Raw genomic sequence first — 20,996 nt, forward strand, 5'->3', positions numbered from 1 at the left:
TGTGTCCCACGCGGCCCCGTCAAGTCAAACGCCGGAGGGCAGATTACTTGATCTTGCCTTCCTTGTATTCGACGTGCTTGCGCACGACAGGGTCGTACTTCCGCACGGTCATCTTCTCGGTCATGGTACGGGCGTTCTTCTTCGTGACGTAGAAGTGCCCCGTGCCCGCCGAAGAGTTCAGGCGGATCTTGATGGTCGTCGGCTTGGCCATGTCGTCTCTCCCGTCGCGGGAGGTGGGCCCGCGTGAATGTCGGATGAAGCCCGCCTTTTAGCTACGGGGCGGGGTGTGTCAACCCGAAACAGGCAGATCGGTGCGCGGATGGCCTGTAAGCCGGATTCTGTCCAGGGGTTGCCCCCGTCGGATGACCATTCCTCTGGACCCGCCGTTACCGACGGGCCTCAAGCTGCCAACCCGGGCCCCTCGGGTTGAAGCATCCCTGTCCTCGCGGACGCGGGGCCCCTATTTGGCATTGCTCCCGGTGGGGCTTGCCGTGCCGGTCCGGTTGCCCGTCCCGCGGTGGGCTCTTACCCCACCGTTTCACCCTTGCCCGGCGGATTGATCCTTCGGCGAACCTCCGGTCCGACGGGCGGTCTCGTTCTCTGTGGCGCTTTCCCTCGGGTTACCCCGGCCGGGCGTTACCCGGCACCGTGCTTTCCGGAGTCCGGACTTTCCTCGTGGACCTTGCGGCCCCCGCGGTCATCCGGCCATCCGCGCGCGGTTGCCTTAGGCTGCCCCTGCCCGGCGGTCAACGGGAAACCGGGCAGCCAGATCCGCTGCCGCGCCGGCGTCGCACCTGGACAAGGGTCCGCTGGCCCAAGGCCTGAAGCGCAATCGGAAGGCCTGGAGGAGCAGGTCCGGCGGGAGCGCCGGGTCATAGCCGAAGGCGGCCAGCGAGGTCAGGAAGGTGGCTTTCTCGGCCTCCGCGTCTTCGGGCCAGACCGACAGTCCGCTCCGCGCCAGCCGCCGCCAGTCGAAGCGCGGCCCGGGATCGACCTTGCGGGCGGGCGCCATGTCGGAATGGCCCAGGACACGTTCGGGCGGGATGGTCCAGCGGGCCAGGATCTCGTCCAGGAGGCGTTCCAGCGCGGCGATCTGCCGATGCGCGAAGGGATGCGTGCCCCGGTTGGCCAGCTCGATCCCGATGGAGCGGGAATTGATGTCGGACACCTCGCCCCAGCGGCCAGCGCCGGCATGCCAGGCGCGCCGCTCCTCGGGCACGAGCGGCAGAACCGTCCCATCCTCGGCAAGAAGGTAGTGCGCCGAGACCTCGTAGGCGGGGTCACAGAGCCGCTCCAGTGCCTCCTGGGTGGTCCGCATCGCGGTGTAGTGGATCACCACGAGGTCGGGGCGTGCGCCGCCCCGACGTTCACCGTGGTTCGGTGATTCCCTCAGTTCCGCCCGACCGCGGCGCGGAACGGCGCGGGGTCCCAGGCGCAGGCAAAGCCGTCCCCATCGGGATCAAGCCCGCGCGCGTCCCGCTCCGGCCCGCCACGGGCGAGGAAATCGCGCTGCGCTTCGTCCGGCGTGCGATAGTCGGCGCAATTGCGCAGCATGCGATTCTCCCGGGCGAACAGGACGAAGCGCGAATACCAGGGCTGCCCCTTCTCGTTCGGGGCGTTCAGCGCATACTCGACGAGGTTCGGGCCGGTCGTGGCAGGCGGCGGCGGCAGGGCCTGGGGCTGCACCACCTGATACTGGGCCGCCTGCTGCGCCCGGCGGGCCGCGTCGGACTGGATGCTTTCCCGCGAGGAGACGGCGTTGAAGTCCTGCTCGTCCGAGATGCCGCCGGTCGACGCCGGAACCGAGGGGTTCCCGACCGGAACGGCCCCGACCAGGGTCGGCGCGGCGTTGCTGGGCGAGGCCTCGATGCCGGAGGAGCGCAGCATGTTGACTTCGCCCACCGCGCCGCCCGACGTCACGCTCACTAGGCCGCCGGGGGTCGTGGCAGGAGCCCCGCCGATCCCCGCCGCCGCCAGTTCCGAAGTCGCGATCCCGCCCGCCGGTGTCGCGGCAGGAGCCGCGAGGCCATAGGGCGAGGTGTTGATGCCGTTGGACGCCGAAAACCCGCCCGTCGGCTGCCCGGTCAGGGCGGCCTCGCGTTGCGGGTCGGCGTAGGGGCTCGGTGATGCGCAGGCCGCCAAGAGCAGGGCCACTGGTCCGAGTGCCATCAATGCGCGCATAAATCCCTCCAAGGCCGCGGGCGGCCTTACCACCACTTGGCCGGTTTCGCCATGAACCCGGCCGCACGTTCCAGTGAATAGGCCACATTGAGGAGGTCGCCCTCGTCCCATGGCCGCCCGATGAGCTGCAACCCCAGCGGCAGCCCCTTGGTGTCGAGCCCGGCCGGAACCGAGACGCCCGGAAGCCCAGCGAGGTTCACCGTCACCGTGAAGACGTCGTTCAGGTACATCTGCACCGGGTCGGCGTTGGCCATCTCGCCCAGGCCGAAGGCCGAGGACGGCGTAGCGGGCGTGAGGATCGCGTCGATCCCGTCGGCGAACGCCAGATCGAAGTCGCGCTTGATCAGGGCGCGGACCTTGCGGGCGCGGTTGTAGTAGGCGTCGTAGAAGCCGGCCGACAGCACGTAGGTCCCGACCATCACGCGGCGCTGCACCTCGGGGCCGAACCCTTCGGCGCGGGTCTTCTCGTACATGTCGGTGATGCCGTCGCCCTGCGAGAGCTTGGCCCGGCGCCCGAAGCGGACGCCGTCATAGCGGGCGAGGTTCGAGGACGCCTCGGCCGGTGCGATCACGTAATAGGCAGGCAGGGCGTATTTGGTGTGCGGCAGCGAGATGTCGCGGATCTCGGCCCCTGCGTCGCGCAGCATCTCGGCCCCGCGGTGCCAGAGCGCCTCGATCTCCCCGGGCATGCCGTCCATGCGGTATTCGCGCGGGAGGCCGATGACCTTCCCGCGGATGTCGCCGGTCAGCATCGCCTCGAAGTCGGGCACGGGCAGGTCGGCCGAGGTCGAATCCTTGGGATCGTGGCCCGACATGGCGCGCAGCATGATCGCCGCGTCGCGCACGTCCTTGGTCATCGGACCGGCCTGATCGAGCGAGGAGGCGAAGGCGATGATGCCCCAGCGGGACACGCGCCCGTAGGTCGGCTTGATGCCGACGATGCCGGTGAAGGCCGCCGGCTGGCGGATCGACCCGCCGGTGTCCGTGCCGGTCGCCGCCGCGCAAAGGTCCGCCGCCACAGCCGCCGCCGAGCCGCCCGAGGAGCCGCCGGGCGTGAGCGCGGTCGCTTCGTTGCCGCGCCGCCAGGGATTCACGGCGTTGCCGTAGCAGGACGTCTCGTTGGAGGAGCCCATCGCGAACTCGTCCATGTTGAGCTTGCCCAGCATGACCGCGCCCTGCTTGTGAAGCTGCTCGGTCACGGTGGAGTCGTAGGGCGGCTTGAAGCCGTCGAGGATGCGCGAGGCGGCCTGCGAGGGCACGCCGTTGGTGCAGAACAGGTCCTTGATGCCGAGGGGCACGCCGCAGAGATCCGGCGACATGCCCGCGCGGATGCGGGTTTGCGCGAACTCGGCCTGCTGCCGCGCGATCTCGGGCGTCTTGTGGACATAGGCGTTCAGCGCATCGGCCGCGTCGATGGCCGCAAGGTAGGCCTCGGTCAGCTCGGGCGCGGTAAAGTCCTTGGCGCGCAGGCCATCGCGGGCCTGGGCCAGGGTCAGCTTGGTCAGGTCCGTCATTCGACCACCTTGGGAACGGCAAAGAAGCCCTCGCGCGCGTCGGGGGCATTGAGAAGCACCTCGGCCTGCCGGTTGCCGTCGGTCACGACATCCTGGCGGCGCTTGAGGCGCATCGGGGTGACGGAGGTCATGGGCTCCACGCCCTCCACGTCGACTTCGTTGAGCTGCTCGATGAAGCCCAGGATCGCGTCGAACTCGCGCGCGAGCGCGGGCAGGCGCTCCTCCTCGACGCGGATGCGGGCGAGGCGTGCCACTTTCCGGGCGGTTTCGGTATCGATGGCCATGAGGGTCCCCTCGGGTTTGCGGGGTGTTAGCGCCGGAGCGTCGCCGTCGCAAGGGCGCGACCGTGCCGGCCCAGCACCTCGATCATCCAACCCAGCATGACGGCGTTGAGGATATGCCACAGGGGATGCGTTCCGACCGGGACGGCGGTGCAGGCCGCCCCGTCCAGCGAACGGAGGATCAGGGACAGGATCAGGACGCAGGCCCCGATCAGGAGCCCGAACGAGACCTTCGGCGCCCGCGTCCGGAGCAGGACGGCGTGGAGCAGGATCAACATGGGGACGGGCCAGTAGACGGCCGAGACGGCGAAGCCGGGGAGCGCGCGGAACACCGGCGTCAGAACGGTGATCCAGGGCAGCGTGGCGGTGGACAAGGCCAGCGCCGTCCATCGGCCCTGCCCCCAGACGCGGCGATGCACGGCCCAGACATAGAGCAGGATGAAGGCGAGGATCGGCAACATATCGGCCGCCGCGGCCCAGGAGGTCGCAAAGGTATGGAACAGGAAGCTGCCCACCCCGATCCCCGCAACCACGGCGGACAGGGTCCGGCACAGCGGGTCCGATGGCCAGCGCCGCCACAGGATCAGGGCGGCGCCCAGGAACGCGAGGTTGGTCAGGGCATTGACGGGCTCGGCCCAGAAGCCAGGGCACAGCCTTTCGCAATACAGGTCGATCGGCTCGGACATTCCTTCCTGCCTGCCGGTTCGGCGCTGGGAAACGGGGGGGGGGGGCGTGCGCCCGGAACGGCTTGACGACGGCCCGGCCCAACCTGGGCCGGGGACGGCCTTCAGGCTCCGGACGGAGCGCCGCCGGCCGCGTCGTCCAGGGGCCAGACCTCGACCACGCCATGGGCCACCGCGCAGGGGCTTTGGGCCACCAACGCGATGGCGTCGGACAGGCTGGCCGCCTCGATGATCGCAAAGCCCATGAGCGGCAGGGCAGAGGTCATGAAGGACCCCTCGGCCGTCCCGACCCGGGCCGCATCCGGATTGCGGACCTGCACGGGCCTGCCCGCGCGCCCCATCACAACGCCCTGCCCCTGCAGCTCCGCATCATGGGCATGGGCCGCCTCCCGGACGGCGGCCTCGGTCCGTGCATAGCCCTCCTCGTCGCCATAGCCGATGGTCACGAACTTCGGCACGATCACATCCTCCAGGTCGCTGGCGCCCTGCGCCGGGATCGAGGATGGCATGAACCACCAGCCGTTGAAACGGAATCCTGGCCGCCGGCTCGGGACGGCTTGACCGCCGCCGGGGGCAAGCCATCCTCCGGGCATGTTTCCGATCCGCGACCACAACCCCTCGAACACCACTCCGGTCGTGACCTGGCTCCTCATCCTGGTCAACGTGGCGGTCCACCTATGGCAGGTGGCGACCGTCCAGACCGACGTGCAGCTCTACTACCTGTACGATGCCTACGCGCTCATCCCGGCCGAGATCAGTTCCGGACAGGACCTGCTGACCCTGGTGACATCGACCTTCCTGCACGGCGGATGGCTGCACCTGATCGGCAACATGCTGTTCCTCTACATCTTCGGCGACAACCTCGAGGACGCCCTGGGGCACTTCGGGTTCCTGGTCTTCTACCTGCTGGGCGGCGTGGGCGCCGGCCTCTGCCAGTGGGCCTCGGCGCCGATGTCGCCGATCCCGACGGTCGGGGCGTCGGGCGCCATCGCAGCGGTGATGGGGGGCTACCTTCTGCTCTTCCCCAAGGCCAAGGTCGACGTCCTGATCTTCATCGTCATCATCATCCGCGTGATCCCGGTCCCGGCCTGGATCATGCTGCTCCTGTGGCTGGGACTGCAGGTCTTCGGCGGGTTCGGGGCCGACCCCCTGACCGGAGGCGTCGCCTACTGGGCCCACGCGGGCGGCTTCCTCATCGGCTTCGTGATGATGGTCCCCACCTGGGTCCGTCGGGGCGGCGCCGGATGGTGGAACCGCACGGACGGCAGGCCACCCCATCCGGATGGGAGCTGGGGCCCGCTCACGCCGTCGCGCGTGCCCGCCGTGCGCCGGCGCAAGTAGAGGTCATGCCGGTCGGCGTCCGCGCCCTCAGGGCCGGGCGCGGACGATCTCGGCGAACTTCTCGAAGATACTGGCGTTCGCGGCGACGATATCGCCGTGCTCCAGGGGCTTGTGGCCCTCCCGGATCGGACCCACGAAACCCCCGGCCTCGGTCACGATCAGCATCCCGGCGGCGAGATCCCAGGCGTGGATCTCACGCTCCCAGTAGCCGTCGTAGCGCCCCGCCGCCACATAGGCGAGGTCGAGCGCCGCCGACCCGAAGCGCCGGACGCCCGCGCATTCGGGCATCAGCCGCGCAAGGTCGGCCAGCGTCGCGGGAAGGGTCTTCTTGGCCCCGAAGGGAACGCCGGTCGCGAAGATGCAGTCGATGAGCCGCGAACGGCCCGACACACGCAGCCGCGTGTCGTTGAGCCATGCGCCCTCGCCCCGCTCGGCCCAGAAGGTTTCGTCCTTCACCGGGTCGTGGACGACGCCGGCGACGATCTGGCCCTTGTGCTCCAGCGCGATCGACACGGCCCAGTGCGGCAGGCCGTGGAGGTAGTTGGTCGTCCCATCGAGCGGGTCGACGATCCAGCGCCGGGTCGGGTCCTCGCCGGCGACGGCGCCGCCTTCCTCGCCCAGGAAGCCGTAGGTCGGGCGGGCTTCCATCAGCATCTCGCGGACGGTCTGTTCGGCCGTGCGGTCGGCGCGGGACACGAAGTCGCCCGGGCCCTTCATCGAGACCTGGAGCTGCTCGACCTCCGCGAAGTCCTTGAGCAGCCCGCGACCTGCCTTGCGCGCGGCCTTGATCATGACGTTCATGTTCGCGCTGCTGGCCATTCCGTGCTCCCTGACAGGTCAAGCCGCGCATATAGACCGGGGATCGCGCCGGTCACAAGGGCATGTCACCCTCTCTGGAGCTTCACGGCCTCCTGCCGTGCCAGGCGGATGAGGTGGGCGACGAAGGGGCGGGTCGCCTCGGCCGCGCGCGTCGCCGCATAAAGCCGCTTGAGGATGGGCGTGCCACGCCGCGCCAGGCTTCGGGTCACGATGTCCATGTCGGCCCGCGCCGTGGACCGGACCACCCAGTCGGGCAGCACCGCGATGCCGCGCCCCGAGGCCACCAGCAGGAGGATCATGGCGGTCAGCTCCACCTGCCGCTGGGCGGCGGGCTCCACGCCCTCGGGTGTCAGGAGTTCGGTGAAGACGTCGAGACGCGCACGCTCCACCGGATAGGTGATGAGTGTCTGGCCGGCGAAGTCCCCGGCCTCGATCACCGGCTTGCCAGCCAGCGGGTGGCCGGCCGCGACGACAAGGACGGGCTCGTAGTCGAAGAGCGGGGTGAAGGTCACGCCGGGCAGCTCCTCCGGGTCGGAGGACACGACGAGGTCCACCTCCTCGCGCCGGAGCGCCGGCAGGGCGTCGAAGGCGAGGCCGGGGCGAATGTCGATGTCCACCTCGGGCCAGGCCTTGCGGAACTGGTTCATCACCGGCAGCAGCCATTCGAAGCAGGCGTGGCATTCGATGGCGACGTGCATCCGGCCCGCGCGGCCCGCTTCGAGGTTGGCGAACTCGGCCTCAAGGGCCGCGACCTGCGGCAGGATCGCCTGCGCGGCGGCAAGGAGGCGCTGGCCCGCGGGCGAGAGCCGGAGGGGACGGGTCGCGCGCACGAACAGCTCCACGCCCGCCTGCTCCTCGATCCCGCGGATCTGGTGGCTCAGGGCCGACTGCGTGAGGCCGAGGAGCTCTGCCGCGCTGGCGAGGCTGCCCGTCTCGTGGATCGCCTGGATCGTGCGGAGGTGGCGGAACTCTATGTGCAAACGGAACTCATGTTGATCGTGAAGATTATGAATTTGTCTCACACTGTGGGGCAACCTACAACGAGTCCTGTCAGACCAGGGAGCCGCCATGACCGCCGTCAGCTTCGAATTCTTCCCGCCCAAGAACCTCGAAGGGTCGTTCCGGCTCTGGGATTGCTGCAACGTGCTGGGGCCGCTGGCGCCGGAGTTCGTGTCGGTGACCTATGGGGCAGGCGGCACCACGCGGACGCTGACGCATGACGCGGTGGCCACCATCCACAAGCATTACGGCCTGACGGTGGCGGCGCACCTGACCTGCGTGGAGGCCACGCGGGAGGAGACCCTCGCCATCGCCGACAGCTATGCCGACGTGGGCGTGACCGAGATCGTGGCGCTGCGGGGCGACCCGCCCAAGGGCTCCGACGGCTTCCGGGCGCATGACAACGGCTTTGCCTCCTCGGTGGAGCTGGTCGAGGCGCTGGCGCGGACCGGCAAGTTCACGATCCGCGTGGGCGCCTATCCCGAGAAGCACCCCGAGGCGGCGGACGCCCGGGCGGACATCGAGTTCCTCAAGCGCAAGATCGATGCGGGCGCGTCCTCGGCCATCACGCAGTTCTTCTTTCAGCCCGAGACGTTCTTCCGGTTCCGCGACGCCTGCGTGAAGGCGGGGATCACCGCGCCGATCCTGCCGGGCATCCTTCCGGTCGAAAGCTGGGCGGGCGTGCAGCGTCTTTCGGCGCGCTGCGGGACGCATATCCCGGAGACGACCGCCCACGCCTTCGAGAACGCCCAGCGCGACGGCACGACCGAGCTGCTGGCCGTGGCGACGGCGACCTCGCTGTGCGACCGGCTGATCCAGGGCGGCGTGGAGCACCTGCACTTCTACACGCTCAATAAGCCCGCGCTGACGCGGGACGTCTGCCTGGCGCTGGGGATCACGCCCAAGGCGCGGCTCCAGGCCGTGGCCTGATACGGCAAAGGTCGGCCGGGCCTCCTTGAGGACGGGCTGACGTCGATCGGCTGGCCAGGCGATGGATCAGGCCAAATGACCGAAGATCGCCCGGGGCCTCAGCCGGGCGGAACCTGCCGCCCGGCCCAGAAGGGTACGAGGGCGCTGGAGGACGCCCCCGCAGGGTTGGCGTCAGCCTCCGCTGCCGCTGCCCCCGGAACCGCTGGCGCTACCGCCTTCGCCGCTGGCCCCGCCCGTGGCGCCCGCATCCCCGCCGGTGGTGCTGCTCGCGCCACCGGCATCGCTGCCCGTGGCCCCACCCGCGCCGCTGGCGTCGCCGCCGGTCGTGCTTCCCATGTCGCCGGCGGCCCCGCCGGTCGCAGCGCCACCCGTGCTGCCACCCATGCCGCCCGCCTGAGTCATGGCATCGCTGACCAGCATGGTCGGATCGCTGGCGCATGCCGCGAGAAGGGCCGACGTCATATCACCCGCCCCCCCTGCGCTGCCCGCAGTTGCCGTGTCCGTCCCGGTGGCTCCGGTCGTCCCCGCCGAGGCATCGGCGCCGCTGGCCGTGTCGGTTCCGGTCGCGGCGGTGCCAGCCGCGTCCGTTCCGGTCGTGGCCCCCATGCCGCCGGCTCCGCCTGCGGACTGGAGCGACTGGATCGCGCTTTGCTGGCCCGCCGTATCCAGGGCGGTAAAGTCGGCACAGGTCATCGTGCTGGTGTCGGTTCCTGCATCCTGAGCAAGAGCCGGCAGCGCGACGGTCATGGCCGTCGCGACACATCCGATCAGAAGTCTCATGGTTCTCCTCCCATGATGCCGCACTGCGCGGCACTGCACCTCGAACACGTCAGTCCGCCCTTTGTTCGGGCGAACCGTAGTGATCTCGGCCAGAACCCGCCGATCGGAAGGAGACCAGGTCCGCCGCCCAACGGCGGCGGAGATCGTCAGGCCAGCTCGCTCAGGCGGGCCAGGGCGGCGCGGAGCTGCGCCTCTTCGGCTTCGCGGGCGGCGAGGTTCTCGCGGGCTTCCTCCACCACCTCCTCGGCGGCGGACTGGACGAAGCGCGGGTTGGACAGGCGGCCGCGCAGGGAGGCGGCCTCCTTGGCGGCCTTGTCGGCGCCCTTGGTCATGCGCGCGATCTCGGCCTGGATGTCGATCAGGCCTTCGAGCGGCAGGGCGAAGGTGGCTCCGGGGGTCGCCACCGTGATGGAGCCGCGCGGCGCCGGGCCTTCGGTCGGCGGCTCGATCCGGGCGAGGCGGCGGATCAGCGTCTCGTTGCGGGCGAGCGCCACGTGGGCGGCGGGCTCGGCCTCGGTCATCACGACGGGGACGGTGAGGCCCGCGGGGACGTTGAGCTGGGCGCGGGCGGAGCGGATCCCCTCGATCAGGGCGATGGTCCAGCGCATCTCGGCCTCGGCGGCGGGGTCCACGAGGTCGCGGGCCGCGTAGGTCGGCCAGTCGGCGTGGACGAGCAGCTTGGCCCGCTGGGCGGTGGAGCCCCAGAGATCCTCGGTGATGAAGGGCATGAAGGGGTGCATGAGGATCAGGCACTGGTCGAGGACCCAGGCCATGACCGCCTGGGTTTCCGCCTTGAGCGCGGGGTCATCGCCCTGGAGGAGGGGCTTGGAGAACTCCACGTACCAGTCGCAGACCACGCCCCAGACGAAGGCGTGGAGCGCCTGCGCCGCCCCGTCGAAGCGGAAGGCGTCGAGGGCTGTGTCCACCTCCTCGCGGATGCGGGCGGTCTCGCCGATGATCCAGCGGTTCACTGGGGCAGTGGCGGCGGGGAGGCCGGGCGCGCGCGGGGCCTGGAACACGCCGTTCATCTCCGCGAAGCGGTGGGCGTTCCAGAGCTTGGTGCCGAAGTTGCGGTAGCCCGCGATGCGGCTGGTGGAGAGCTTGAGGTCGCGGCCCATGGCGGCCATCGCGGCCAGCGTGAAGCGCACGGCGTCGGCCCCGAACTCGTCGATGAGGTCGAGGGGGTCGAGGACGTTGCCCAGGGACTTGGACATCTTCTTGCCCTTCTCGTCGCGGACGAGGGCGTGGACGTAGACCGTCTTGAACGGCACCTCGTTCACGAGGGCGAGCTGCATCATCATCATCCGGGCGACCCAGAAGAAGATGATGTCGAAGCCGGTCACGAGGACCGAGGTCGGGAAGTACCGGGCGAGTTCCGGCGTGTCCTCGGGCCAGCCGAGCGTGCCCAGCGGCCAGAGGCCGGAGGAGAACCAGGTGTCGAGCACGTCCGGGTCGCGCCAGACCGGATAGACGAGCCGCGTCGGGTCCTGCGTCACGTTGTAATCGGCGAGGCCCGCCGCGAAGGCGTGGGCGGCGGCGCGGGCGTCCTCCACCTCGATGACGCGGGCGTGGTTGAGGGGGGCCGGAAGCTCGGCCAGGTCATTCGCGAAGGCGTCGCGGACGCCCGCGTAGTCGATGGCGCAGTGGTGGCGCGGCTCCTCTCCGACGAAGTCGCGGCTGAGGAGGAGGTCCATGATCTCCAGCTCGTCGAGGGCGTCGTCGCCCTGTTCGTCGGCGAACAGGCCGCGATGGAGGTCGAGCCCGTACCAGACCGGGATCTGGTGGCCCCACCAGAGCTGGCGGGAGATGCACCAGGGCTCGATGTTCTCGAGCCAGTGGAAGTAGACCTTGGCGTCCCGCTCGGGGAGGATCTGGGTGCGGCCGGTGCGGACGGCCTCGATGGCGGGGCCGACGATGCGGGCGGTGTCCACGAACCACTGGTCGGTCAGCATGGGTTCGATGACCACGCCCGAGCGGTCGCCGAAGGGCTGCATGATGACCTTGTTCTCGACGAAGGGCACCGGGCCGTCGGCGCTGTCGACCATGACCGACAGGCCTTCGGACTCGATCTGCGAGATGACGAGGCGGCGCGCCTCCAGGCGGTCGAGGCCGCGCATGTCCTCAGGCACGAGGTTGATCTGCGAGACGTCGCTCGCCTCGCGTTCGCCGCGCGCGATCTGTCCGGCGAGGGTGGCCGATTCCTCGTAGGACAGGCCGTCCGAGCGCATCCGCGCCTTGGTGTCCATCAGCGCATAGAGCGGGATGCCGTTGCGCATCGCCACGGCGTAGTCGTTGAAGTCGTGCGCGCCGGTGATCTTGACCGCGCCCGAGCCGAAGGCGGGATCGGGGTATTCGTCGGCGATGATCGGGATCAGGCGGCGGTGCGCCTTGGGGCCGACCGGGATCTCGCAAAGCTGGCTGATGAGGGGGGCGTAGCGGAGGTCCGACGGGTGGACCGCCACCGCGCCGTCGCCCAGCATGGTTTCGGGGCGCGTCGTGGCGATGGAGATGTAGTCGCGGACCTCGCGCCGGGTGATCTGGCCGTCGGCGTCACGCTCCAGGTATTCGTAGGTGGCGCCGTTCGCGAGCGGGTACCTGAAGTGCCACATGTGGCCCTGCACCTCGCGGTTCTCGACCTCGAGGTCGGAGATCGCGGTCTCGAAGTGGGGGTCCCAGTTCACGAGGCGCTTGCCGCGGTAGATCAGGCCGTCCTCGTACATGCGGACGAAGACCTGCAGGACCGCGCGCTGGAAGTGCGGGTCCATCGTGAACGCCTCGCGCGAGAAGTCGGCGGAGGCGCCGAGCCGCTTGAGCTGGCCGATGATGGTGCCGCCGGACTTGGCCTTCCACTCCCAGACCTTTTCGAGGAACGCCTCGCGCCCCATCTCGCGGCGGCCTTCGTTGCCGGCCTTCGCGAGCTCGCGTTCCACCACCATCTGCGTGGCGATGCCGGCGTGGTCGAGGCCCGGCTGCCAGAGGACGTCGTCGCCCCTCATGCGGTGCCAGCGCGTCAGGATGTCCTGGAGCGTGTTGTTGAAGGCGTGCCCCATGTGGAGCGAACCCGTCACGTTGGGCGGCGGGATCACGATGGAGAAGGGCTGGCCGCCGGGTTTGGCGTTCGCGCCGGCCTTGAAGGCGCCGGACTCCTCCCAGAGCCGGGCGATGCGCGCCTCGGCCTCGGCCGCTCCGAAGTTCTTGTCCATCGCATCCCCCATCATCCGCTCGGGCCAGGGGATTAGCGAAAGCGGGGCGCGGGGGAAAGGGTCGAGGCGCTTGCAGCCAACCACCGAGGCGGTCACGTTGGGGGGCATGACCGATCCGCGCCTTACCCCGCTTGCCGCGTCGCTCCCCGCGACCGTCCCCTTCACCGGCCCCGAGACGCTCGAGCGGCGCCTGGGCGTGGCGTTCCGGGCACGGCTCGGGGCCAACGAGAGCGGCTTTGGCCCGTCGCCCCGCGCGGTGGAGGCCATGGCGCGAGCGGCGCGCGACGCCTGGATGTACGGCGACCCGGAGGTGCACGAGCTGCGCCATGCCATTGCCGCGCATCACGGCTGCGACCCGGCCCATGTGATCGTGGGCGAAGGGATCGACGGGCTCCTTGGGCTGCTGGTGCGTCTGGTCGTGACGGGCGGGACGGAGGTCGTGACCTCGCTTGGGGCCTATCCGACGTTCAACTTCCATGTCGCGGGGTTCGGGGGACGGCTGCGAACGGTGCCCTATCGCGAGGACCGGCAGGATCCGGAGGCGCTGACAGGGTTGGCGCGGGAGGTCGGGGCGCGGCTGATCTACCTGTCCAACCCCGACAACCCCATGGGCGGGATGCATGGGCCCGACGTGATCGGGCAGATGATCGAGGCGGTCCCGGAAGGGGCGCTCCTCGTGCTGGACGAGGCCTATGCGGAGCTCGCGCCCGAGGGGTCCCTGCCCCGCGTCGACCCGGCCGATCCACGGGTGATCCGGTTCCGGACCTTCTCCAAGGCGCATGGACTGGCCGGGCTGCGGGTCGGCTACGGAATCGGACCCCGCGACCTGATCTCGGCCTTCGACCGGGTGCGGAACCACTTCGGCCTGGGGCGGGTGGCGCAGGCGGGGGCCCTGGCGGCGATCCGGGACGAGGAATGGCCGCGCGAGGTCGCCGGCCGGGTCGCGGCGGCGCGGGACGAGGTGGCGCGCATCGCGCGGGCGGCGGGGCTGCGGCCCCTGCCCTCCTGCACGAACTTCGTGGCCATCGACTGCGGGCGGGACGGAGCCTTTGCGAAGTCGGTGCTGGAAGGGCTGCTGCGACGCGGGGTCTTCGTCCGGATGCCGGGGGTCGCGCCGCTCGACCGCTGCATCCGGGTGACGGTCGGGCCCGGCGAGGCGCTCGCCGCCCTTGCCGAGGCGCTGCCCGACGCGCTGGCGGAGGCGCAGGCGTGATTGGTCTTCGGGGCCCAAGGGAATATCCTTCTCCCGGAAGCTGACCCAAGGAGGAGTCGATGATCCGCTTTGCCACGCCGCTGGCCGCCCTGATCGCCCTGACGGGCGGGATCGCCTTGGCCCAATCCGAGTCCGAAGGGACCGGGGATGCCATGGGGCACATGGATCACGGGGACATGATGGTGATGCCCGATGATTCGATGAGCGGCCTCATGGGGCCGATGAACCGGATGATGTCGTCGATGCCGATGGAATCGACCGGCGACATGGATGCCGACTTCCTCCTCATGATGATCCCCCATCACCAGAGCGCCATCGACATGGCCCGCATGGAGTTGGAACAGGGCGACGACGAGGAAACCCGCGCGATGGCGCAGAAGGTCATCGACGCCCAGGAGGCCGAGATCGCCCAGATGCAGGAGATGCTGGAGCGGATGGGGCACGGGGCTCCGGCCCAGTAGAGCCCCTCGCCCGCATGGCAATCGGTCAGGCCGCGGCCACCACGCCGGCGGCGGCGGCCAGCGCGCCGGTGCCGTGCGGAATCTTCAGCGCCTGGAGCCCGGCCTCGATGGTGGCCAGGACGCCCAGCACCATATGGGCGTTGACATGGCCCATGTGTCCGATGCGGAAGAAGGCGTCCGCCGGCTCGCGCCCCAGCCCGATGCCGAGCGTGACGCCGGTGTTGTCCTTGGTCCAGCGGCGCAACGCGTCCGCCTGACCGGGGTCGAGCGACAGCGCGGTGATCGCATGGGAGCGGGCCTGCGGGTCGGGGACGTTGAAGCGGAGGGGGCCGCCCTGCCCCCAGGCCTCGCAGGCGGCCCAGACAGCTCGGGCCAGCGTCGCATGGCGCGCCCAGACCCGTTCGGGGCCCTCCTCCTCGATCATGTCGAGCGCCTCGCGCAGGCCGTAGAGCGCCTGGGCCGGGGCGGTGCCGAACCAGTACCGCCAGAAGGCGTCCGGGTTCGCGCGGCCCGTCCAGTCCCAGTAGGGCGTGACGAGGCCCGCCGCCTTGCGCGCCTGCGCGGCGCGGTCGTTGAACCAGACGAAGCACAGGCCTGGAGGGCACATCAGCCCCTTCTGCGAGGCGGCGATCATCACGTCGGCGCCCCAGGCGTCCATCTCGAAGCGGTCGCAGCCCAGCGAGGCTACGCAGTCGGCCATCAGCAGCGCGGGATGCCCCACGGCGTCGAGCGCCCGCCGCAGCGCCGCGATGTCGCTGCGGACCGAGGTGGAGGTGTCCACATGGACGGCCAGCACCGCCTTGATCCGGTGGTCGCGGTCGGCGCGCAGGGCGTCCTCGACGCGGGCGGGATCGATGGGGCTGGTGGGACCGAAGTCGATCACCTCCACCTCGGCCCCGAGATCACTGGCGACGCCCGCCCAGCCGCGCCCGAAATGGCCGCAGATCGGCACCAGCACCTTGTCCCCGCGCGAGAGCACGTTGACGAGCGACGCCTCCCAGGAGGCGTGGCCGTTGCCGATGTAGATCGCGGCCTGGTGGCGCGTCCCCGCCAGCGCGCGGAGCGACGGGATCAGCGTCTCGGTCAGGTCCACGATCTCGCCTTCGTAGATGTCGGGCGAGGCGCGATGCATGGCGCGCAGGACGCGGTCGGGGACCACCGAAGGACCGGGAATGGCGAGATAGGAACGACCGTGGGCGAGCATGGGATCTCCGTAGGATCGGCCGGGGGAACCTAGGGCGGCTTCGGCGCGGGCGCCAGCGCCGCTTGCTGCGCGGGACGTGGGGGCATAGATGCGCCCCAGTGACCAATGGACCGAGGATGCCGTGAGCCTTCTTGCACGACTGCTGCGGGGGACGCCCGAAAAGAGCGCGCTGGACATCAGCGATCCCGCCGCGCGGCGACGGGCGATGCTGCACTACAACCTTCTCGACCACGCCATCCTGCGGCACCACTGGACCAACATGGACGAGATCGCCCCCGGCGTCTGGCGTTCGAACCAGCCCACGCATGCACGGTTCATCGAGATCAAGGCCATGGGCATCCGGTCGGTCCTGAACCTGCGCGGCACGGCCGAGCAGCCGCGGTTCCTGTTCGAGAAGGAAAGCTGCGAGGCGCTGGGCCTGACGCTGGTGAGCGTCATGCTCCATGCCCGCAAGCCGCCGGCAAAGGACCAGGTGCTCAAGCTCTTCGAGGCCTTCCGCACGCTGGAGCGGCCGTTCCTCATGCACTGCAAGTCGGGCGCGGACCGCGCCGGCTTTGCCAGTGCGCTTTACCTGCTGGCGCAGGGCGCAACGGTCGCGCAGGCGCGTCGGCACCTGTCCTTCCGCTACCTTCACGTCAGCGCCTCGCGCGCGGGGGTGCTGGGGCATGTGCTGGACCTCTACGAGGCGCGGCTGGCCAAGGGTCCCATCGGCATCGAGGACTGGTTCGCGACCGAGTACGACCCGTCCGCCGTCCGGGCGAGCTACAGGCGGTGAAGGACCGGTCCGCCCGCGGCGATTTCGGGTGGCTATGGCGGAGCTACCTGCGGCCGCACTGGCCCTGGCTGCTGCTTGCCGTGATCCTCATGGCGGTCGAGGGCGGGACGCTGGGCCTTTTCGCCAGGGGCGTGCAGCCGATGTTCGACCGGGTCTTCGTGGCGCGCGAGCCCGGAGCCGTCTGGACCGTGGGCCTTGCCATCGCCGCCATCTTCACGCTGCGGGCCGGCGCCTCGGCGGGGCAGAAGGTCATCCTGACCCGCGTGAACGAAAAGGCCGCGGCCGCGCTGCGGAGCGACCTGTTGCGGCATCTGATGACCCTGGACGGCGCCTTTCACCAGAGCCACCCGCCCGGCACCCTGATCGAACGGGTGCAAGGCGACGTTCAGGCGATCAATTCGATCTGGAGCTCGCTCGTGACGGGCCTGGGACGGGACGCGGTGGGGCTCCTGTCGCTCCTGGGCGTGGCGCTGGCGGTGGACTGGCGCTGGACGCTCGTGGCGCTGGTGGGCGTGCCGCTGCTCGTGCTGCCCGCATTTCTCGTGCAGGGGTTCGTACGCCGCCGCGCCCGGGCCGCGCGCGAGGTCGCCGGACGCATGGCGACGCGGCTCGACGAGGTGTTCCACGGGCTCAACGCGATCAAGCTCAACGGCCTGGAGCGGTACCAGGGCGACCGCTACGATGCGCTGCTGCGCCAGCGGGTCCGGGCCGAGGTGCGGGGCGCGGCCGGCCGCGCGGCGATCCCGGCGCTGGTGGACGTGATGTCGGGGCTGGGCTTCCTCGCGGTGCTGGCGCTGGGCGGATCGCAGATCATCGCCGGCGACAAGACGGTGGGCGAGTTCATGGCCTTCTTCACCGCCATGTCGCTCGCCTTCGAGCCCCTCCGCCGGCTGGCCGGCCTGTCCGGGACCTGGAGCCAGGCCGGCGCCAGCGTGGAGCGGATGCGGGCGATCCTCGACGCACGGCCTGCGCTGGTCTCGCCCGCGCGACCCGTGGCTCCACCCCAGGGCGCCCCGGCGGTGGAGTTGCGGGACGTGCATCTGGCCTATGGGCATCAGCCCGTGCTGCGCGGCCTGAGCTTCGTCGCCGAGGCGGGCCGGACCACCGCGCTGGTCGGCGCCTCGGGGGCCGGCAAGAGCACCGTGTTCAACCTTCTCACCCGGCTGGTGGACCCGCAGGAGGGCGATGTCCTGGTCGGCGGCGTCCCGGTGCGGGCCATGGACCTGGCCGGGCTGCGGCAACTGTTCAGCGTGGTGTCGCAGGACGCCCTGCTGTTCGATGAGACCGTAAGGGAGAACATCCTGCTGGGTCGCAGCGACGTCAGCGAGGAGCGGCTCGCCCGGGCCGTGGAGGCCGCGCATGTCGCGGACTTCGTCGGGTCGCTGCCGCAGGGGCTCGACAGCGCCGCCGGCCCGAGGGGGTCTGCCCTGTCGGGCGGACAGCGCCAGCGGGTGGCGATCGCACGGGCTCTCCTGCGCGACACGCCGGTCCTGCTGCTGGACGAGGCGACCTCGGCGCTCGACACGAGGTCCGAGGCGATCGTCCAAGACGCGCTGGACCGGCTTTCGGCCGGGCGGACGACGCTGGTGATCGCACACCGGCTTTCGACCGTGCGCGCCGCCGACAAGATCGTCGTCCTGGATCGCGGGCGAGTCGTGGACCAGGGCACCCATGCCGAGCTTCTGGCCCGGGGCGGCCTTTACGCCGAGCTTCATCGGCTCCAGTTCAAGGACTCCGAGGGCGCGGACGGAACGGCGGCCCATCCAGCGGCCGGGGTTCCGCCGGGCATGGCCATGGTCAACGAAGGGGAAGAGGGATGAACGGTCGGGCGGTCATCGAGGTGACGGGTGAGGACCGGGAGAGCTTTCTCCAGGGGCTCGTGACCAACGACCTGCGGCGGCTGAAGGACGGGCTCGTCTATGCGGCCCTTCTCACGCCTCAAGGCAAGTACCTCGCGGACTTCATCATGAAGGGCGATGACGGACGCATCCTGATCGACGTGGACGAACGGCTTGCGCCCGGGCTCCTCCAGCGTCTGTCGATGTACAGGCTCCGGGCCGACGTGCGGTTGGCCGTGACGGACCTGAAGGTGTCGCGCGGGACGGGACCCGCGCCCGAGGGCGCCCTGCCCGATCCGCGCGATCCGGCGCTGGGCTGGCGGCTCTACGGCGAGGCCGGGACCGACGACGGGACCGACTGGGATGCGATCCGGGTCGCCCACCTCGTGCCCGAGACCGGGATCGAGCTGACGCCGGAGACCTACATCCTCGAGGCCGGGTTCGAGAGGCTGCACGGCGTGGACTTCCGCAAGGGCTGCTATGTCGGCCAGGAGGTGACGGCCCGGATGAAGCACAAGACGGACCTGCGAAAGGGGCTTGTGGGCGTGGAGGTGGACGGGGTGGCCCCCGTGGGCACCCCCATCCTGACCGAGGACGGGCGCGAGGCCGGGACGATCTTCACCCAGTCGGGCGGCCGTGGCATCGCGCATCTGCGGCTCGACCGGGCGAACGGGGTCATGACGGCGGGACAGGCGCGGCTGCGGCTGGCGGAACCGGGGCAGTAAGCCTTCCGCGACCTTGGGAAGGCCTGGCGGGTCGGACTAGGCCAGGAACGCGAAGCGCCGGGCCAGTTCATCCCATGCGGCCTCGGAGCCGGCGCTGAGGATGACGCCCTGTGTGCGGCGGGCCTGATAGGGCTCCCCGTCGAGGAAACGCGCCACGCCGCCGGCCGATTCGACCGCAAGGACGCCTGCGGCGTGATCCCAGGGATGCGGGATCGGCCCGGACAGGCAGAACTCCGCATGGCCCTGAGCCACCATCCGATATTCGTGCGCCGCGCAGCGCAGGCCCGTGATGCGGAGGAAGTCGGGGAATTCCCGCACGATCCGCTCGCGCGATACGCGGTCGAAAAGCCCGAGGGGCATGTAGCCGGTCAGCCGTTCGGCATTGGCCTCCCGCGAGGTGGCCAGGGGGCTCACCCGGCCTGCGGCGGTCTCGAAGCGCGTGCCCTGACCGGGGGCGGCCTCGATCCAGTCGTCCATGACCGGGTCGTAGAGCAGGCCCCAGACCGGCTCGCCCCGGCGCAGGACCGCAACCAGCACCCCGAACACAGCGAGCCCCTTGGCGAAGTTCCAGGTGCCATCCACGGGATCGATCACCACGCAGGTCTCGGCCGCGCCCATGCGGTCGCGCAGGGACGGGTCGGCGCTCACGCTCTCTTCGCCGAGGACGACGGCGTCGGACCAGGCGGCCCGGACGGCGGCGGAGATCTGGGCCTCGGCCTCGGTGTCGGCGAGGGTCACGAGGTCGGCGGGACCGGACTTGGTGGAGATGTCGGCGGCTTCGAGCGCCCGGAAGCGGGGCATGATCCTGTCGCGCGCGGCCTCCCGCACGGCGGCAAGGAGGAGGTCGCGCTGCGCGGGCAGGATCGGATCAGGCACGCTCGGAATATTCCATCGACTCGGTGTTGACGATGACCCTCTCGCCCTCGCCGATGAAGGGCGGGACCAGGATGCGCAGGCCGTTGTCGAGCATCGCGGGCTTGAAGCTGTTGGCGGCGGTCTGGCCCCGCTGCACGGGGTCGGTCGAGGCGATCGTGCAGGTCACCTTGGGCGGCAGCGCCACGTTCAGCGCCTCGTCCCCGACATACTCGACGCGGACGGTCATGCCATCCTGAAGGAAGGGGCGCCGGTCGCCCAGGAGGTCGGAGGGCAGCTCGATCTGCTCGAAGGTCAGGGCGTCCATGAAGGTCAGCATTCCGTCCGTCTCATAGAGGAACTGCTGGTCCTTCTTCTCCAGTTCGACGGTCTCGACCTTGTCGGCGGAGCGGAAGCGTTCGTTGAGCTTGCGGCCGTCGCGAAGGTTCTTGAGCTCCACCTGCGCGAAGGCGCCCCCCTTGCCGGGCTTGACGTGGTCGACCTTGACCGCCGCCCATAGGCCGCCCTCATGGTCCAGAATCAAGCCGGGCTTGATCTCGTTGCCGTTGATCTTGGGCATGCCCGCTCCGGAGAAAAATACGCGAAGACCGTTGATAAAAGGCCCACCGCTCCCATATCGCCCGTGTGCCCGTAACACAAGCTGACCGACCGCGGGTTAACGCAACATTAAGCCATGCCGGTTTAGCATGGCTGCCATGTCGAAAGAGCACCCCTCAGCTTGACCGATCTAGGTAGTTTCCGCCGGGCTTCGGGACCCCACGAGCAAAAAAGAAAAAAGGAAGCGAAATGAAGGATTTCATCGACGGCACCGCCTACAACAACGAACAGGGCAACCGGGCACGCAAGCTCTTTGCCGCTGTGGTGTTGGCGGCGCTGGACGACGCGATCGCGGACGACAAGAAGTTCGGCAACGGGCCCGAGCAGATTGCTCGCTGGGCGCGGTCGAAGGATGGTCGCGAAGTCCTCACCTGCGCTGGGATCGACCCGAACGAACGCGTCGTGCAGGGCCTCATGGATTTCGTGGCCAAGGGTGTCCGCACCTCGGTCGCCCTTTCCCGCGAGGAGAGCGAGCGCCGCCACGCCGCCGAGGAAGAGGCCAGGGCCGCCTGACGCGAACGGGATAACTGATCTGGCGCGGACCTTCGGGTCCGCGTTTTTTGTTGCCCGGTCCGGGAG

At 70.0% G+C, this 20,996-nt stretch carries 22 protein-coding genes and 1 other RNA gene; 8 read left to right on the forward strand and 15 right to left on the reverse strand.

Going from position 1 to position 20,996, the window contains the following annotated elements; genetic code table 11:
* Nucleotides 1-43: 43 nt before the first annotated feature.
* The 8 genes from rpmG to J3P31_RS08790 all read right to left on the reverse strand — a co-directional run bounded on the left by rpmG (nucleotide 44) and on the right by J3P31_RS08790 (nucleotide 5,168).
* Nucleotides 44-211 carry a 50S ribosomal protein L33 gene (gene rpmG / locus J3P31_RS08755; protein ID WP_021098674.1) on the reverse strand — a complete coding sequence of 56 codons (168 nt, stop codon included), beginning with the start codon at nucleotides 209-211 and terminating at the stop codon, nucleotides 44-46.
* Nucleotides 212-311: 100 nt separating this feature from the next.
* An RNA gene (rnpB, locus tag J3P31_RS08760) (RNase P RNA component class A) lies at nucleotides 312-713 on the reverse strand.
* An 11-nt stretch (nucleotides 714-724) separates the two neighbouring features.
* Nucleotides 725-1,393, reverse strand: a complete 669-nt coding sequence (locus J3P31_RS08765; RefSeq protein WP_210528091.1) for an N-acetylmuramoyl-L-alanine amidase — start codon at nucleotides 1,391-1,393, stop codon at nucleotides 725-727.
* A complete protein-coding gene (locus J3P31_RS08770; RefSeq protein WP_210528036.1) occupies nucleotides 1,390-2,181 on the reverse strand; it encodes a hypothetical protein in 792 nt (263 codons plus the stop codon). The genes J3P31_RS08765 and J3P31_RS08770 overlap by 4 nt, the downstream gene beginning before the upstream one ends.
* A 26-nt stretch (nucleotides 2,182-2,207) precedes the next feature.
* Nucleotides 2,208-3,695, reverse strand: a complete 1,488-nt coding sequence (gatA, locus tag J3P31_RS08775) for an Asp-tRNA(Asn)/Glu-tRNA(Gln) amidotransferase subunit GatA (protein WP_210528037.1) — start codon at nucleotides 3,693-3,695, stop codon at nucleotides 2,208-2,210.
* The gene (gene gatC, locus J3P31_RS08780) at nucleotides 3,692-3,979 is read right to left on the reverse strand and encodes an Asp-tRNA(Asn)/Glu-tRNA(Gln) amidotransferase subunit GatC (protein WP_210528038.1); all 288 of its coding nucleotides are present in this window, start codon (nucleotides 3,977-3,979) and stop codon (nucleotides 3,692-3,694) included. The genes gatA and gatC overlap by 4 nt, the downstream gene beginning before the upstream one ends.
* A gap of 26 nt (nucleotides 3,980-4,005) precedes the next feature.
* On the reverse strand, nucleotides 4,006-4,662 hold the full coding sequence (locus J3P31_RS08785) for a ceramidase domain-containing protein (protein ID WP_210528039.1): 657 nt from the start codon (nucleotides 4,660-4,662) through the stop codon (nucleotides 4,006-4,008).
* 101 nt (nucleotides 4,663-4,763) lie between these two features.
* A complete protein-coding gene (locus J3P31_RS08790) occupies nucleotides 4,764-5,168 on the reverse strand; it encodes a YciI family protein (RefSeq protein ID WP_210528040.1) in 405 nt (134 codons plus the stop codon).
* An 82-nt stretch (nucleotides 5,169-5,250) separates the two neighbouring features.
* Between J3P31_RS08790 and J3P31_RS08795 the strand changes: the two genes are divergently transcribed.
* Nucleotides 5,251-6,000 (forward strand): rhomboid family intramembrane serine protease, encoded by a 750-nt coding sequence (locus tag J3P31_RS08795; RefSeq protein ID WP_210528041.1) that lies wholly within the window; start codon nucleotides 5,251-5,253, stop codon nucleotides 5,998-6,000.
* Nucleotides 6,001-6,027: 27 nt separating this feature from the next.
* On the opposite strand, the gene J3P31_RS08800 is transcribed toward J3P31_RS08795, so the two are convergent.
* Together J3P31_RS08800 and J3P31_RS08805 are read right to left on the reverse strand one after the other, a co-directional pair.
* Nucleotides 6,028-6,819: an inositol monophosphatase family protein gene (locus J3P31_RS08800; protein WP_210528042.1), complete on the reverse strand. Its 792-nt coding sequence runs from the start codon at nucleotides 6,817-6,819 to the stop codon at nucleotides 6,028-6,030.
* Between the two features lie 65 nt (nucleotides 6,820-6,884).
* Nucleotides 6,885-7,799, reverse strand: a complete 915-nt coding sequence (locus tag J3P31_RS08805) for a LysR family transcriptional regulator (RefSeq protein ID WP_210528043.1) — start codon at nucleotides 7,797-7,799, stop codon at nucleotides 6,885-6,887.
* Nucleotides 7,800-7,887: 88 nt separating this feature from the next.
* Here J3P31_RS08805 and metF point away from each other — a divergent pair, with 88 nt between their 5' ends.
* The gene (metF, locus tag J3P31_RS08810) at nucleotides 7,888-8,748 is read left to right on the forward strand and encodes a methylenetetrahydrofolate reductase [NAD(P)H] (RefSeq protein WP_210528044.1); all 861 of its coding nucleotides are present in this window, start codon (nucleotides 7,888-7,890) and stop codon (nucleotides 8,746-8,748) included.
* Nucleotides 8,749-8,919: 171 nt separating this feature from the next.
* Here the strand turns inward: metF and J3P31_RS08815 are convergent, their stop codons facing one another.
* Nucleotides 8,920-9,528 carry a hypothetical protein gene (locus J3P31_RS08815; RefSeq protein WP_210528045.1) on the reverse strand — a complete coding sequence of 203 codons (609 nt, stop codon included), beginning with the start codon at nucleotides 9,526-9,528 and terminating at the stop codon, nucleotides 8,920-8,922.
* A 146-nt stretch (nucleotides 9,529-9,674) separates the two neighbouring features.
* A complete protein-coding gene (locus tag J3P31_RS08820) occupies nucleotides 9,675-12,743 on the reverse strand; it encodes a valine--tRNA ligase (protein WP_210528092.1) in 3,069 nt (1,022 codons plus the stop codon).
* A 94-nt stretch (nucleotides 12,744-12,837) separates the two neighbouring features.
* Here J3P31_RS08820 and J3P31_RS08825 point away from each other — a divergent pair, with 94 nt between their 5' ends.
* Entirely contained in the window at nucleotides 12,838-13,944 is a 1,107-nt protein-coding gene (locus tag J3P31_RS08825; protein WP_210528046.1) for a pyridoxal phosphate-dependent aminotransferase, read from the forward strand.
* A gap of 59 nt (nucleotides 13,945-14,003) precedes the next feature.
* Nucleotides 14,004-14,405 carry a DUF305 domain-containing protein gene (locus J3P31_RS08830; protein WP_246849350.1) on the forward strand — a complete coding sequence of 134 codons (402 nt, stop codon included), beginning with the start codon at nucleotides 14,004-14,006 and terminating at the stop codon, nucleotides 14,403-14,405.
* Nucleotides 14,406-14,430: 25 nt separating this feature from the next.
* Here the strand turns inward: J3P31_RS08830 and J3P31_RS08835 are convergent, their stop codons facing one another.
* The gene (locus J3P31_RS08835; protein WP_210528047.1) at nucleotides 14,431-15,609 is read right to left on the reverse strand and encodes a pyridoxal-phosphate-dependent aminotransferase family protein; all 1,179 of its coding nucleotides are present in this window, start codon (nucleotides 15,607-15,609) and stop codon (nucleotides 14,431-14,433) included.
* A gap of 88 nt (nucleotides 15,610-15,697) precedes the next feature.
* Here J3P31_RS08835 and J3P31_RS08840 point away from each other — a divergent pair, with 88 nt between their 5' ends.
* From J3P31_RS08840 to ygfZ, 3 genes are read left to right on the forward strand one after another with little or no spacing between them, the layout of a single operon-like run.
* Nucleotides 15,698-16,384: a tyrosine-protein phosphatase gene (locus J3P31_RS08840; protein ID WP_210528048.1), complete on the forward strand. Its 687-nt coding sequence runs from the start codon at nucleotides 15,698-15,700 to the stop codon at nucleotides 16,382-16,384.
* Nucleotides 16,381-18,204 (forward strand): ABC transporter ATP-binding protein, encoded by a 1,824-nt coding sequence (locus tag J3P31_RS08845; RefSeq protein WP_368373039.1) that lies wholly within the window; start codon nucleotides 16,381-16,383, stop codon nucleotides 18,202-18,204. The genes J3P31_RS08840 and J3P31_RS08845 overlap by 4 nt, the downstream gene beginning before the upstream one ends.
* On the forward strand, nucleotides 18,201-18,947 hold the full coding sequence (ygfZ, locus tag J3P31_RS08850) for a CAF17-like 4Fe-4S cluster assembly/insertion protein YgfZ (protein WP_210528049.1): 747 nt from the start codon (nucleotides 18,201-18,203) through the stop codon (nucleotides 18,945-18,947). Before J3P31_RS08845 ends, ygfZ begins: the two co-directional genes overlap by 4 nt.
* Before the next feature lie 36 nt (nucleotides 18,948-18,983).
* Here ygfZ and J3P31_RS08855 read toward each other — a convergent pair whose 3' ends face one another.
* Entirely contained in the window at nucleotides 18,984-19,823 is an 840-nt protein-coding gene (locus tag J3P31_RS08855; RefSeq protein WP_368373040.1) for an inositol monophosphatase family protein, read from the reverse strand.
* The gene (gene efp / locus J3P31_RS08860) at nucleotides 19,816-20,379 is read right to left on the reverse strand and encodes an elongation factor P (protein ID WP_210528050.1); all 564 of its coding nucleotides are present in this window, start codon (nucleotides 20,377-20,379) and stop codon (nucleotides 19,816-19,818) included. Before efp ends, J3P31_RS08855 begins: the two co-directional genes overlap by 8 nt.
* A 227-nt stretch (nucleotides 20,380-20,606) precedes the next feature.
* On the opposite strand from efp, the gene J3P31_RS08865 reads away from it, so the two are divergent.
* The gene (locus tag J3P31_RS08865) at nucleotides 20,607-20,930 is read left to right on the forward strand and encodes a DUF6280 family protein (RefSeq protein WP_210528051.1); all 324 of its coding nucleotides are present in this window, start codon (nucleotides 20,607-20,609) and stop codon (nucleotides 20,928-20,930) included.
* Nucleotides 20,931-20,996: the final 66 nt, after the last annotated feature.

Source organism: Rubellimicrobium arenae (genome assembly GCF_017916275.1).
Lineage (GTDB): Bacteria > Pseudomonadota > Alphaproteobacteria > Rhodobacterales > Rhodobacteraceae > Rubellimicrobium > Rubellimicrobium arenae.

Coding starts and splice junctions, on each gene's coding strand:
- rpmG (WP_021098674.1), bottom strand. CDS start 211: ATGGCCAAGCCGACGACCATCAAGATCCGCCTGAACTCTTCGGCGGGC.
- J3P31_RS08820 (WP_210528092.1), bottom strand. CDS start 12,743: ATGGGGGATGCGATGGACAAGAACTTCGGAGCGGCCGAGGCCGAGGCG.
- J3P31_RS08815 (WP_210528045.1), bottom strand. CDS start 9,528: ATGAGACTTCTGATCGGATGTGTCGCGACGGCCATGACCGTCGCGCTG.
- J3P31_RS08840 (WP_210528048.1), top strand. CDS start 15,698: ATGCGCCCCAGTGACCAATGGACCGAGGATGCCGTGAGCCTTCTTGCA.
- J3P31_RS08770 (WP_210528036.1), bottom strand. CDS start 2,181: ATGCGCGCATTGATGGCACTCGGACCAGTGGCCCTGCTCTTGGCGGCC.
- J3P31_RS08830 (WP_246849350.1), top strand. CDS start 14,004: ATGATCCGCTTTGCCACGCCGCTGGCCGCCCTGATCGCCCTGACGGGC.
- J3P31_RS08795 (WP_210528041.1), top strand. CDS start 5,251: ATGTTTCCGATCCGCGACCACAACCCCTCGAACACCACTCCGGTCGTG.
- J3P31_RS08785 (WP_210528039.1), bottom strand. CDS start 4,662: ATGTCCGAGCCGATCGACCTGTATTGCGAAAGGCTGTGCCCTGGCTTC.
- ygfZ (WP_210528049.1), top strand. CDS start 18,201: ATGAACGGTCGGGCGGTCATCGAGGTGACGGGTGAGGACCGGGAGAGC.
- J3P31_RS08790 (WP_210528040.1), bottom strand. CDS start 5,168: ATGCCATCCTCGATCCCGGCGCAGGGCGCCAGCGACCTGGAGGATGTG.
- J3P31_RS08800 (WP_210528042.1), bottom strand. CDS start 6,819: ATGGCCAGCAGCGCGAACATGAACGTCATGATCAAGGCCGCGCGCAAG.
- gatC (WP_210528038.1), bottom strand. CDS start 3,979: ATGGCCATCGATACCGAAACCGCCCGGAAAGTGGCACGCCTCGCCCGC.
- J3P31_RS08835 (WP_210528047.1), bottom strand. CDS start 15,609: ATGCTCGCCCACGGTCGTTCCTATCTCGCCATTCCCGGTCCTTCGGTG.
- gatA (WP_210528037.1), bottom strand. CDS start 3,695: ATGACGGACCTGACCAAGCTGACCCTGGCCCAGGCCCGCGATGGCCTG.
- J3P31_RS08865 (WP_210528051.1), top strand. CDS start 20,607: ATGAAGGATTTCATCGACGGCACCGCCTACAACAACGAACAGGGCAAC.
- efp (WP_210528050.1), bottom strand. CDS start 20,379: ATGCCCAAGATCAACGGCAACGAGATCAAGCCCGGCTTGATTCTGGAC.
- J3P31_RS08825 (WP_210528046.1), top strand. CDS start 12,838: ATGACCGATCCGCGCCTTACCCCGCTTGCCGCGTCGCTCCCCGCGACC.
- metF (WP_210528044.1), top strand. CDS start 7,888: ATGACCGCCGTCAGCTTCGAATTCTTCCCGCCCAAGAACCTCGAAGGG.